The 12,024-nt window shown below is 73.5% G+C and carries 9 protein-coding genes; 3 read left to right on the top strand and 6 right to left on the bottom strand.

Translation table 11 applies throughout. From position 1 onward, the window contains the following. Positions 1-202: 202 nt before the first annotated feature. The 3 genes from ACFTWP_RS40645 to ACFTWP_RS40635 form a co-directional block, all read right to left on the bottom strand. Entirely contained in the window at positions 203-1,099 is an 897-nt protein-coding gene (locus tag ACFTWP_RS40645) for a carbohydrate ABC transporter permease (RefSeq protein WP_380270232.1), read from the bottom strand. An 11-nt stretch (positions 1,100-1,110) separates the two neighbouring features. Continuing rightward, positions 1,111-2,064: a carbohydrate ABC transporter permease gene (locus tag ACFTWP_RS40640; protein ID WP_380270231.1), complete on the bottom strand. Its 954-nt coding sequence runs from the start codon at positions 2,062-2,064 to the stop codon at positions 1,111-1,113. A 63-nt stretch (positions 2,065-2,127) separates the two neighbouring features. After that, positions 2,128-3,435, bottom strand: a complete 1,308-nt coding sequence (locus tag ACFTWP_RS40635; protein WP_380270230.1) for an extracellular solute-binding protein — start codon at positions 3,433-3,435, stop codon at positions 2,128-2,130. A gap of 328 nt (positions 3,436-3,763) precedes the next feature. On the opposite strand from ACFTWP_RS40635, the gene ACFTWP_RS40630 reads away from it, so the two are divergent. Then, positions 3,764-6,673: a glycosyl hydrolase gene (locus ACFTWP_RS40630; RefSeq protein ID WP_380270229.1), complete on the top strand. Its 2,910-nt coding sequence runs from the start codon at positions 3,764-3,766 to the stop codon at positions 6,671-6,673. A gap of 188 nt (positions 6,674-6,861) precedes the next feature. Here the strand turns inward: ACFTWP_RS40630 and ACFTWP_RS40625 are convergent, their stop codons facing one another. Beyond that, positions 6,862-7,905 (bottom strand): LacI family DNA-binding transcriptional regulator, encoded by a 1,044-nt coding sequence (locus ACFTWP_RS40625; protein WP_380270228.1) that lies wholly within the window; start codon positions 7,903-7,905, stop codon positions 6,862-6,864. 333 nt (positions 7,906-8,238) lie between these two features. Between ACFTWP_RS40625 and ACFTWP_RS40620 the strand changes: the two genes are divergently transcribed. Beyond that, the gene (locus ACFTWP_RS40620) at positions 8,239-9,876 is read left to right on the top strand and encodes a DNA-3-methyladenine glycosylase 2 family protein (RefSeq protein ID WP_380270227.1); all 1,638 of its coding nucleotides are present in this window, start codon (positions 8,239-8,241) and stop codon (positions 9,874-9,876) included. Then, positions 9,873-10,376, top strand: a complete 504-nt coding sequence (locus tag ACFTWP_RS40615; RefSeq protein ID WP_380270226.1) for a methylated-DNA--[protein]-cysteine S-methyltransferase — start codon at positions 9,873-9,875, stop codon at positions 10,374-10,376. Before ACFTWP_RS40620 ends, ACFTWP_RS40615 begins: the two co-directional genes overlap by 4 nt. A gap of 68 nt (positions 10,377-10,444) precedes the next feature. Here ACFTWP_RS40615 and ACFTWP_RS40610 read toward each other — a convergent pair whose 3' ends face one another. Continuing rightward, a complete protein-coding gene (locus ACFTWP_RS40610) occupies positions 10,445-10,804 on the bottom strand; it encodes a hypothetical protein (RefSeq protein WP_380270225.1) in 360 nt (119 codons plus the stop codon). A gap of 160 nt (positions 10,805-10,964) precedes the next feature. Further along, the gene (locus tag ACFTWP_RS40605) at positions 10,965-11,606 is read right to left on the bottom strand and encodes a MarR family winged helix-turn-helix transcriptional regulator (RefSeq protein WP_380270224.1); all 642 of its coding nucleotides are present in this window, start codon (positions 11,604-11,606) and stop codon (positions 10,965-10,967) included. Between the last annotated feature and the right edge of the window lie 418 nt (positions 11,607-12,024).

Raw genomic sequence — 12,024 nt, 5'->3', positions numbered from 1 at the left:
GGGGGGGGGGGGGGGGGGGGGTGGGGTTCCCCCGCCATACCGCCCCCCCGGGGGGGGTTGGGGGGGGGGGGGGGGGGGGGCCCGGCCGGCGCCCGCGGCGGCACCGGCCGCGGCCCGGCGCCGCCGATCGGGCCGAGGGCCGGGCACGGCGGCCGTCCGGCGGGGCCGGGCCGTCCGGGCACGGCGGTCGACGCCCGCCGGCTCAGCCCTTGACGGCGCCCTGCATGATGCCGCCGACGATCTGGCGGCCCAGCAGGGCGAAGACCACCAGTACCGGGAGGGTGCCGATCAGCGTGCCGGCCATCACGATCGACTGGTCCTGGACGTAGCCCTGGCCCAGCGAGCGCAGCGCGACCTGCACCGTCGGGTTCTGCGAACTCAGGGCCACGATCGGCCAGAAGAAGTCGTTCCAGGTGGCCATGAAGGTCAGCATCCCGAGCACCGCCATGCCCGGCCGGGCGACCGGCAGCACGATCGACCGGAAGATCCGCAGGGAGGAGGCACCGTCCACCCGGGCGGCCTCGATGAGCTCGTCCGGCAGCGCCTGGATCAGGAACTGCCGCATGAAGAACACCCCGAAGGCCGAGACCAGCGAGGGCAGGATCACCGACGGCAGCTTGTTCTGCAGGTCCATCTTCACGATCACCATGAACAGCGGGATCACGCCCAGCTGCGGCGGGATCATCATGGTGCCGACGGTCAGGGCCAGCAGCAGGCCCCGGCCGCGGAAGCGCAGCTTCGCGAAGGCGAACCCGGCCAGGGTGGAGGAGAGCACCACGCCCAGCGTCACGGTGCAGGCGACGATCAGCGAGTTCACCAGCGCGGTGCCGATGGCGGCCTGCTGGAGCGCCTCGCCGATGTTGTGGAACAGGTTCGGGCCGGGGGTGAGCGCCGGACTCGCGGAGCTCATCTCGGCGTTGGTCCGGCTGGCACCCACCAGGGTCCAGTAGAACGGGAAGACGAACAGCGCGGTGGCGCCGATCAGAACGGCGTAGGCGAGCGGGCCGCCCTGCAGCGGCGAGCGCCTGCCGGTCCGGGCCGCGGCTGCGGCGCCGCGGGCCCCCGGGGACCGCCGGGCCGGCTTCTGGAGCTGAAGGATCGTCACGTCACTCACCGGTCCGTACGGTTGCGCCGGGCGGCGATCGCCGCGTTGACCAGGGCCAGTACCACGATCAGCAGGAACATCACCCAGGCGACCGCGGCCGCCCGACCGAGGTGGAAGAAGCTCCAGCCCTGCTCGTACATGTAGAGGCCGAGGGTCTGGTACTGGTGCGAGACCCCGCCGCCGGCGTTGCCCTCGTAGAGCAGCGGTTCGCCGAACAGCTGGGTGGCGCCGATGGTGGAGACCACCACCGTGAAGATGACGGTGGGCCGCAGCCCGGGGACGGTCACGTGCAGGAACTGCTTCCAGCGCGAGGCGCCGTCCATCGCCGCGGACTCGTACAGCTCCTGCGGGATCGCCTGCATGCCGGCCAGGTAGATCAGCGCGTTGTAGCCCGTCCAGCGCCAGGTGACGATGGCGGAGACGCCGATCTGCGAGGCCCAGGTGTTCGCCTGCCAGTCCACCGGGTTCAGCCCGACGGAGCTCAGCAGCCAGTTCAGCAGCCCGTAGTCGCGGCCGAACAGCTGCGCGAAGACGAGCGTGGCGGCGGCCACCGAGGTGGCGTACGGCATCAGCATGGCGACCCGGAAGAAGGTGCGCCCGCGCAGCCGGTAGTTGAGCAGGTGTGCCAGGCCGAGGGCCATGGCCAGCTGCGGGACGGTGGACAGCACCCCGATGGTGAAGGTGTTGCCCAGCGCGTTCCAGAAGAACGGGTCCTCCAGCAGGCGGGTGTAGTTCTGGAAGCCCACCCAGTCCATCTGCTGGGAGGTCTGCAGCTCCACCCGGTGCAGCGACACGTACGCCGTGTACAGCAGCGGGAAGAGGCCGAAGGCCGCGAACAGGACGAAGAACGGCGCCAGGTAGCCGTACGGCGCGGCGCGGCTGCCCCAGCGGGCGCGGGGCCTGGGCCCGGGCCGGGCGGCGGCCGGGCGGGGGCTGCTGGTCGTGGTGGTGATGGCCATGATGGTCCTTCGGTGAGCCGGGCGGCCCGGGCCGGTGGGCCCGGGCCGCCCGGTGATCCGGCGTCAGTTCCCGCTGGCCTTCTTGATGTTGTCCATCGCGTGCTGCCAGGCGGCGTCCGGCGCGGTGCCGGTGCGCTCCACCTCGCCGAGGGCGTCGGTGAACGCCTTGCCGATCACGCCGTCCTCGGTGCCGAGCACCTGCGCGGGCATCGCGGCGGCCGACTCGCTGAAGATCTGGCCGATCGGCGCGTTGTTGAAGTACGGGTCCTGCAGGGCCTTGATCTCACCCTGCGCGGCGGTGCTGGAGGGGAACGAGCCCTGCTTGGTGAAGAGCTTGACCTGCTGCTCCTTGGCGGTCAGCCAACTGATCAGCTCGGCGGCCTCCTTCTGGTGCTTGGAGGTCTTCGGGATCGCCAGGTAGGAGCCGCCCCAGTTGCCGGTCTTCCCCGGACCGGAGGCGATGTCCCACTTGCCGGCGAAGGCGTCGCCCGCCTGGCCCTTGATGTAGCCGATCATCCAGGCCGGGCAGCTCAGGGTGGCGAACTTGCCGGTGGTGAAGGCCTTGTTCCACTCCGGGGTCCACTGCGGGAGCTTGGCCGAGAGGCCGTCGGCGACCATCTTGGTGGAGTCGGCCCAGGCGCTCTTCACGGCCGGGCTGTTCTCGTACACGGCCTTGCCGGACTCGTCGGCGTAGCGGACCTTCTGCTGGCCGATCTCGGCGGTGAACATGCCCGCGGCGCTGTCCGTCCAGACGTTGCCGGGCTGCGCCTTGCCGACGTACTCCTTGCCGAGCGCGAGGTAGCCCTCCCAGCTGGACCACTTGGCGGCCAGCTCGGTGCGGTCGGTGGGCAGGCCGGCGGCCTTGAAGAGGTCGGTGCGGTAGCAGATCGCCTCCGGGCCGATGTCGGTGCCGGCGGCCAGCACCTTGCCGTCGGCGGCCTTGACCGCGGCGGCCTTCCACGGCACCAGGCCGTCGTTGACGGCGCCGGCGCCGACCGTCTTGAGGTCGACGAACTTGTCGGCCTGCTTCTGCATCACGCTGGCGACCCGCCCGACCTCCAGCCCCTGGATGTCCGCGAGCCCGCCCCCGCCGGCCAGCTTGGTCTGCAGGGCCTGCCAGTACTGGCCCTCGTCCTGGGTGTCGCTCTGCTTGATCGTGACGTTGGGGTGCGTCTTGCTGTACTCGTCGTAGAGGCCGGTCTCCTTGAACCCGAAGGTGCCGAAGAGGTCCACGGTGAGCGTGACCTTGCCGTCGGCGGCGTCCGTGGAGCCGCCCGAGGTGCCCGAGCTGCAGGCGGTGAGGAGGAACGTGGCGGCGAGGGCTGCGGTGCCGAGGGATGCGGCGGTGCGGCGGGCTCTGAAGGTGGGCATGGAAGCCTCCTGGCTTCGTCCGGTTCATCGGCACGGGGTGGGGGAGCGATGAGAGCGCTCTCGCTTGAGAGCGCTCTCAGGCGCTGTTCAGGAGATTGCCGGGCCACGCTGCCTGCCGTCAAGGGCTCGAAACCTGACCGTGACCTAGGGTGGCGGCGACCGAGCATAGGTGCCGCAAGAATTCGTGGCGGTTTCGAGCCGGTCTCGTCCAGATCATTGACGGTGCTCCGGACGGCCGCTACCTTCCGGTTTTTGAGAGCGCTCTCACTTATGACGCTCCATCACTCCACCGTCCCGGCCTCACCCCCACCCCATGAGGTGTCTCCGAATGAAGCCGCTACGCCAGCTCCGCCGGCCCACCGCAGCCGTGGCCGCGCTGACCCTGGCCGCAGCCGCCGCGCTGACCGCCACAGTCGCCACCGGCAGCGCCTCCGCCGCGACCGTCCCGGTCGGCCTCGGCGGATACCGCGACGCACGCCCGGCCGGCACCGTCGGCCCCAGCAACTCCGACGGCGCGCCCGTCACCCCCAAGGTCACCGCGCGGATGGCCGGAAAGGCCGCCCCCACCAACGACTGGTGGTCCTCGCTGATCTACCAGCGCTACGCGGGCAACCCGTACGGCGAGAACCTCTACGCCAACCCCTACACCTTCAAGGCCGGAGCCTCGGGGCTGGAGGTCGGGTACCCCACCAACGCGACCGTCACGCCCGACGGCCGCCAGTACGACTTCACCCACACCAAGGACCTCACCCTCGGGGTGGCCGGCCTCAACTCGCCCGACACCAAGGTCGACGGCTGGAGCGACTGGACCGTCACCCCGTACTGGGCGGACGGCGCCCACACCTTCAGCGCCACCATCGGCCACGGCCTGCCGTACGTCTACGCGCACGCCACCGGCGGCGCCGCCCAGATCACCACGGCCTCCGCGCCCGCCGTCTGGTCCAACCAGGGCAACGTCCTCGGCATCACCGTCGGCGGCCACACCTACGCGCTGTTCGCCCCCACCGGCGTGAACTGGGCCGTCAACGGCAGCACCATCAGCGCCAACCTCGGCGCCAAGGACTACTACTCGGTCGCCGTCCTGCCCAGCCAGGCCGACCTCGCCACCTACCGCACCTACGCGTACAGCTTCGTCACCGACACCAAGGTCGGCTGGGACTACCAGCCCACCGCCGGCACGCTGCGCACCACCTACACCGCCACCACCACCCCGCAGGAGGGCACCCAGACGGGCACCCTGCTGGCGCTCTACCGGCACCAGTGGCTGACCACCACCGACCCGCTGACCGCGCTCACCTACACCTCGCCCGAGGGCCAGATGAAGGTCCGCGAGGGCGCCTCCTTCAGCACCACGCAGACGGTCAACGGCATCCTCCCCTCGCTGCCGGACGCCGGCTCCTACGACCGCGCCAGACTCGCCGGCTACGTGCGCGACGTGGCCAACCTGCCCGACCCGTTCATGGGCTACAGCGACACCTACTGGGTCGGCAAGGCCCTCGGGCAGCTCTCCCAGCTGATCCCGATCGCCGACCAGCTCGGTGACACCGCCACCCGCGACAAGCTGATCGGCCTGGTCAAGGGCAAGCTGCAGACCTGGTTCACCGGCACCAACGCCTCCTCCTTCGCGTACGACAACGTGTGGAAGACCCTGATCGGCTACCCGGCCTCCTACGGCACCGACGCCGAGCTCAACGACCACCACTTCCACTACGCGTACTTCATCCAGGCCGCCGCCACCGTCGCCCGCTACGACGCCGCCTGGGCCGCCGACTCCGCCTGGGGCGGCATGGTGAAGGTCCTCGCCAAGGACGCCGCCAACGCCGACCGCAACGACGCCCGGTTCCCGCTGCTGCGCAACTTCGACCCGTACGCGGGCCACGGCTGGGCCTCCGGCCACGCCGGATTCGCGGCCGGCAACAACGAGGAGTCCTCCTCGGAGTCGATGAACTTCTCCTCCGCGCTGGTGCTCTACGGCTCGGCGACGGGGGACACCGCGATGCGCGACCTCGGCGTCTACCTCTACACGACCGAGGCCAAGACCATCGAGCAGTACTGGTTCAACGCCGACAAGCAGGTCTTCCCGGCGGCCTTCCAGCACGGTACGGCCGGCATGGTCTGGGGCAGCGGCGCCGCCTACTCCACCTGGTGGACCGCCGCGCCCGGCATGATCCACGGCATCAACGTCCTCCCGGTCACGGGCGGTTCGCTCTACCTCGGCCGTCGCCAGGACGCCGTCAAGGCCAACCTGGCCGAGCTCAAGGCCAACAACGGCGGCCAGTTCACCGACTGGCGGGACCTGCTCTGGGAGTTCGAGGCGCTCGCCGACCCGGCCGCCGCCAAGGCCGACTGGGACGCGGGGAACGCCGGATACACCCCGGAGGAGGGCGAGTCCAAGGCCCACACCTACCACTGGATCTACAACCTGGCCACCCTCGGCACCCTCGACCCGGCGACCACCGCCGACAGCCCCACGGCGGCCGTCTTCGTGAACGGCGCCACCCGCACCCACGTCGCGCACAACTACACCACCGCCGCCCGCACCGTGCGCTTCTCGGACGGCTTCACGCTCAACGTCCCGGCCAGGTCGACGGCCAGCGAGCGCGGCAGCTTCACCGACGGCGGCAGCGGCGGCGTCACCCCCAGCCCGTCCCCCACGGCGACGGCCTCGCCCACGGCGTCCCCGACGGCCAGCCCGACCGCGAGCCCGAGCCCGACCGCGACCCCCACGGTGCCCGCCACCACCGGCGGCACCTTCTACCTCCAGCCCGGCGGAGCACTGACCACCGCCACCGGCACCTCGGCGACCACCGCCACCATCGCCGCCGGCGGCGGGGCCAACCACGACGGCACGCCGTACCAGCCGCTGGTGCACCAGATCGGCAACGTCACCGCCACCCTGAAGCCCGGCACGGCCACGGACTTCGACCTGTTCGTGGACGCGGGCGCCGCCGTCGGCCTGGCCCAGCAGGTACGGGTCTCGTACGACCTGACCGGTGACGGCACCTTCGACCGGGTCGAGACCTTCCGGTACTTCGCCACCGACCCGGTGACGGGCTGGGAGCGGTACTCGGGGGCCGGCGCCGGGCTGCAGTCGGCCACCGGCACCCTCGGGAACCTGGTCAAGGGCACCGTCCGGGTCGAGATCTGGCCCGCCCTCGGGAACGCCGCCGCCCAGCTGCGGGTCGGCGCGAGCCAGGCCCAGGGGAGCGTCTCGGTGCTGCGGATCCCGTTCAGCTGAGACCTGCCGGCCGGCCCCGGGCGTGATGCGTGATCCCGCCCGGGGCCGACCGGCCCCGAGACCTGCGGCGGGCCCGGAGCGCGACAGCTCCGGGCCCGCCGTCGGCGTGTCCGGGGCCTGCTCCACTCCGGTCTGCTCCGGCCCGATCGGGCCGGATCGGGCCTGCTCCGCTCTCCGGCGGCCGGCCGTCAGGCCGTGGCCCGCAGCACCAGCCGGGTCGGGATGATGATCGAGGTCGGTCCGGAACTGCTCTGCCCGGCCAGCCGGCGCAGCAGGAGGCGTGCCATCAGGCGGCCCATCTCCTCGATGTCCTGGCGCACGGTGGTGAGCGGCGGGTCGGTCCAGGCGGCGATCGACTCCACGTCGTCGAACCCGACCACCGCGACGTCCTCGGGAACGCGCCGGCCGCGCCCGCGCAGCACCCGCAGCGCACCGGAGGCCATGGCGTCCGAGGCGGCGAAGACCGCGTCGAGGTCGGGGCGGCGGTCCAGGAGCTGGGTCATCGCCCGGCCGCCGCCGTCGGCGGTGAAGTCGCCCTCGGCGATCAGCTCCGGGTCGCCGTCGGGCAGCAGGTCGCGGTAGCCGTCGAGCCGGTCGATGGAGGACGTCTGGTCCAGCGGGCCGGTGATGGTGGCGATGCCGGTGCGACCGAGCGAGCGCAGGTGCTGGACGGCCAGGCGGGCGCCGCCCCGGTTGTCGCTGTCGACGTAGAGCAGCTCGCGGTCCGCCTCGGCGCCGGGCCAGCCCGGGCGGCCGCCGATCACCGTGGGCAGGTTGACCCGCCGGGCCATCTCGGGCAGCGGGTCGCTGTGGTGGAGGGAGAACAGCAGTGCGCCGTCCACGTGCCCGCCGGCCAGGTAGCGGCCGACCCGCTCGTAGTCCTGCTGGTCCTCGACGAGCAGCAGCACCATCTGGTTGTCGGCGGCCGAGAGCTCGCGGCTGATCCCCCGCAGGTGCTGGGCGAAGAACGGGTCGGAGAAGAGCCGGCTCTCGGGCTCGGCCACCACCACCGCGACGGCCCGGTTGCGGCGGGTGACGAGGGTGCGGGCGGCGAGGTTCGGGACGTACCCGAGCTCGTCCACGGCCTGCTGGACCTTGGCCCGCAGGGATGCGCGCACGCCCTCGCCACCGTTGACCACGCGCGAGGCGGTGGCCCTGGAGACCCCGGCCCGCTCGGCCACGGATTCCAGGGTGGGGCGCGGGACTGCGCCGACGGGCTGTTGCTCGGTCACCGGGGGTCCTCTCGCGTTCCGCTGTCCGGAGGATCAGACTATCGGGTGCGGGGGGTTATTGAGAGCGCTCCCACGGACTGGAGGGGTCGGCTGCCGGGATCCCGTCGGATCCCGCCGGGATTTCTCGCCGGCCGCCGCCCGCGGCGACCTCCCGCGGTGCTCCGGCCGCGGCGACCTCCCGCGGGGGGACGGGCGGTCGGGGCGTGCCGGGGGCGGCCGGGGCGCGTGACGGGGTGGCCGGGCCCGGGCGTCCGTGCGGCCGGTGCCGGGCCGACGACGCCCGCGTCCGATTTCCGCCAGTCGCCGCGCCTCCGATGTCGCAGACTGGAGGGCGTGATCGACGACGACATGCGGTACCGAGCCGTGGACAGCCGAGACTCCCGCTTCGACGGGGTGTTCTTCACGGCGGTCACCACCACCGGGATCTACTGCCGCCCGAGCTGCCCGGCGGTGACCCCCAAACGCGTCAACTGCACCTTCTACCCGACCGCCGCCGCCGCCCAGGGCGCCGGGTTCCGGGCCTGCCGGCGGTGCCGCCCCGACTCCGTGCCCGGCTCCCCGGAGTGGAACCACCGCGCCGACCTGGTCGGCCGCGCGATGCGGCTGATCGGCGACGGCGTGGTCGACCGGGACGGCGTCGCCGGGCTGGCCGGCCGGCTCGGGTACAGCTCCCGGCAGCTCCAGCGCCAGCTGACCGCCGAACTCGGGGCCGGGCCGATCGCACTCGCCCGGGCCCGCCGCGCCCACACGGCCCGGCTGCTCCTCCAGACCACCGACCTGCCGGTCACCGAGGTCGCGTTCGCCTCCGGGTTCGCCTCGGTGCGCCAGTTCAACGACACCGTCCGCGAGGTCTACGACCGCACCCCCAGCGGGCTGCGCGAGGAGGTGGCGGCCGGCCGCCGCGCCGTCGGCCCGGCCGGCGGCCTCACCCTGCGCCTCGCCTACCGGGGAGCCCTCGACAGCGACCACCTGATCGACTTCCTCGCCCTGCGCGCCGTGCCCGGGGTGGAGGAGGTCGTCCCCGGCGCGCGGCCCGGCGTCCGCACCTACCGCCGGACGCTCGCGCTCCCGTACGGGCACGGCATCGCCGAGGTCGACGGCCTGGCCCCCGGCGACCCCGCCACCCGGGGCTGGCTCGACTGCCGGCTGCGGCTCACCGACCTGCGGGACCTGACCACCGCCGTCCACCGGCTGCGCGCCCTGTTCGACCTGGACGCCGACCCGGACGCGGTGGACGAGCAGCTCGGCGCCGACCCGCTGCTCGGCGCGCACGTCCGGGCGCGGCCCGGGCTGCGCTCGCCCGGCCACGTGGACCCGCACGAGCTGGCCGTCCGCGCCGTGCTCGGCCAGCAGGTCACGGTCGTCGCGGCCCGCACCCTGGCGGCCCGGCTGGCCGCGAAGTACGGCGCACCGCTGCCCGAACCGAGCGGCGGCCTCGACCGGCTCTTCCCCACGGCAGCCGCCCTGGCCGACGCCGACCCGGCGGACCTCGCGATGCCCGCTGCCCGCAAGCGCGCGCTCACCGGCCTCTGCGCGGCCCTCGCCGAGGGCAGTGTGCGGCTGGACGGCGGAGTGGACCGCGAGCAGGCCGCCGCCGACCTGCTGGCCCTGCCCGGCATCGGCCCCTGGACGGTCGGCTACCTGCGGATGCGGGCCCTCGCCGACCCGGACGTCTTCCTGCCGGGTGACGCCGGCGTGCGGCACGGGCTGATCGCGCTGGGCGCCGCCGGCGACCCGAAGAGCGCCACGACGACCGCCCAGACCTGGGCCCCCTGGCGCTCGTACGCCGTGCACCGGCTGTGGGCCGCCGCCTCGGCCGCGGGCGCCGCCGCTGCCGAGAGCGCCGCCGGCATCCCGGAAGCCGGCACCGACCTTCCGCCCACGGGCGTGACGAACAGCAGGGCCGACAGGGGCGCGCCGCACGGCGCGGCCCGGCCGGCGGCCGAGAAAGCGGAGCGTGAGACGGCATGACCACGGTATTCACCATGATGGACAGCCCCCTGGGCCGGCTGCTGCTCAGCGGTGTCCGGGACGGCGACGGCCCGGCGGCGCTGGCCGCGGTGACCGCCCCCGGCCAGAAGGGCGCCCTCGCCGAGCCGGCCGACGACTGGGAGTACGACCCGGACGCGCTGGCCCCCGCCGTCGACCAGCTCACCGCCTACTTCGCGGGCGAGCGGACCACCTTCGACCTGCCGCTGGCCCCGGTCGGCACGGACTTCCGCCAGCGGATCTGGAAGGCCCTCGACGACATCCCGTACGGCACCACCGTCACGTACGGGCAGCTGGCCGCCGCGGCGGGGGAGTCGCCCCGGGCCGTCCGCGCGGTCGGCGGCGCGGTCGGCGCCAACCCGCTGCTGATCATCAGGCCCTGCCACCGGGTGATGGGGGCGAGCGGCGCGCTGACGGGCTTCGCGGCCGGCGTCGAACGCAAGCGCTGGCTGCTGGACCTGGAGAACGGGACGCTGTTCTGAGGCTCCCGGGCCGATCGGCCTCGGTCCCGACCGGCCTCGGTCCGGATCGGTCTCGGTCCCGATCGGTCTCAGTCCCCCGTGAACCGCATGACGAGAGAACGGTCGAGCAGGCACGACCGCCCCATCGCCCGGAGGCCCGTGAAGACCTCGGACTCGTCCGCGGTCACCTCCATGTCCTGGATCCGGTCGACCTCCGCGAGCATGAGCTCCACCCAGTACGCGTCGAACACGTGGGACGAGTGCGAATCGAGCCTGAACAGTGTGGGGAAGCGGTCCGGTCCGAGTCTCCACACCGCACGCCAGATCTCACCGTCCTCGAAGAACCGATCCAGGATCTCGTCCCGCGGGGCGGCCTTCCCCCGGCCGCGACGCCGATCCGTCCCCGTCGGTTTCGGGAGCGGCCTGACGAGCTCCACGGTGAATCCCACGGAGACCTCCCGGGGTGGACCGGTCGCGGTCGGCGACGGGGTTGAGTGAATCGAGTGCGAGTCCGCAGTTCGCCGGGGGCGCCGGTGCCGCCTGCGTGGTGCTGTTCGGCGCGGCGGGTCGACGCCGGTGGTGTGCCGGTGGCGATCGGGTCGGTGGCGACTAGGCCGGGGGTGACTGGCCGGCCGGCCGGGTGTCGCCGGGCGCCGGGCGCTGGGTGGGCTCGGCCGGGCCGGGGGAGGCGAGGGCCCTGGCGAGGTGCTCCAGCCCGGGCAGTGCGGCCATCACCGCGTCCCGGTCGGCGGTGGTGAGGCTGGCGAGGGCGTCCGCCATGCGGCGCTCGTGGGCCCGCTGCCAGTCCTCCAGCTGACGGTGGCCGGCCTCCGTCAGTGCGATCCGGGCCGTCCTGCGGTCCCCGGGGTCGGCCTGGCGGTCGACGAAGCCCGCGTCCAGCAGCTTGCTGACCAGGCCGCTCACGGTGTTCGGTGCCAGGCGTTGGCGGGCCGCCAGTTCGCCGACCCGGAGCGGGGCCGCGGCCAGCGTCTGCAGGAGCTCGATCTGCGCCATCGGCAGCGACTCCCACGGGTACTCCGTGCGGATGCTGCTGCGCAGGGCGCGCCGCAGGCGGGTGACGACATCGGTCAGCAGCCGGGCGCGCTCCACGGCGAGAGAGGTCTCGCGGTGGCCGGCGGCGCCGTCGAGCCCGCCGTCCGGCGTCTCCTCCGGAAGGGGGGGAGCGGTCGGATCGGAGCCGTCCTCCGAGGTGTCGGCGCCGGTCGGATCAGGAGTGGACTGTGACGGCATGGCGGACAGCGTATCCCCTGGGCCCCGGTCGGCCGCGGGCCGATCGACTCCTGAGGTGAGTCGTTCCGGCACGGAGAGTGTCCGCCGTGCCCGCCGGGCGCCGACGATGTGATCTGACCGCGCGTCAGCGCGACGGCGGGGCGGGCCCGGGAACCGTCCACCGGCCGCCTCGGAGCCTCCGAACCGTGCGTCGTAACCGCTCCGGGTGCTCCGGCACTTCCGGGCGGCCTCGGAGGTGGAGCGGGGACGCCGACGGGGCGGCGTACGCCGACGGGGTGTCGGGTGCGCCGCCCCGGGGGCGGGTCGGGCCGGGTGGGGGCCGGGGCGACTTGCGGGATGCGGCCCGCGGTGTCACGGGGGCTACTTCGGGTCCTGGTTGAAGGTGGAGGTGGACCAGCGGTAGCCGAGGGCGGCGAGG

The organism is Kitasatospora sp. NPDC057015, assembly GCF_042673745.1.
In the GTDB taxonomy this organism is placed as follows: Bacteria; Actinomycetota; Actinomycetes; order Streptomycetales; family Streptomycetaceae; genus Kitasatospora.
The sequence above is the reverse complement of the archived record's forward strand: the minus strand, read 5'-3'. Positions and strand labels throughout refer to the sequence as shown.

What these genes read in the sequence shown, in the direction of transcription:
- ACFTWP_RS40630 (WP_380270229.1), top strand. Translation starts at nt 3,764, where the DNA reads ATGAAGCCGCTACGCCAGCTCCGCCGGCCCACCGCAGCCGTGGCCGCG.
- ACFTWP_RS40615 (WP_380270226.1), top strand. Translation starts at nt 9,873, where the DNA reads ATGACCACGGTATTCACCATGATGGACAGCCCCCTGGGCCGGCTGCTG.
- ACFTWP_RS40605 (WP_380270224.1), bottom strand. Translation starts at nt 11,606, where the DNA reads ATGCCGTCACAGTCCACTCCTGATCCGACCGGCGCCGACACCTCGGAG.
- ACFTWP_RS40640 (WP_380270231.1), bottom strand. Translation starts at nt 2,064, where the DNA reads ATGGCCATCACCACCACGACCAGCAGCCCCCGCCCGGCCGCCGCCCGG.
- ACFTWP_RS40635 (WP_380270230.1), bottom strand. Translation starts at nt 3,435, where the DNA reads ATGCCCACCTTCAGAGCCCGCCGCACCGCCGCATCCCTCGGCACCGCA.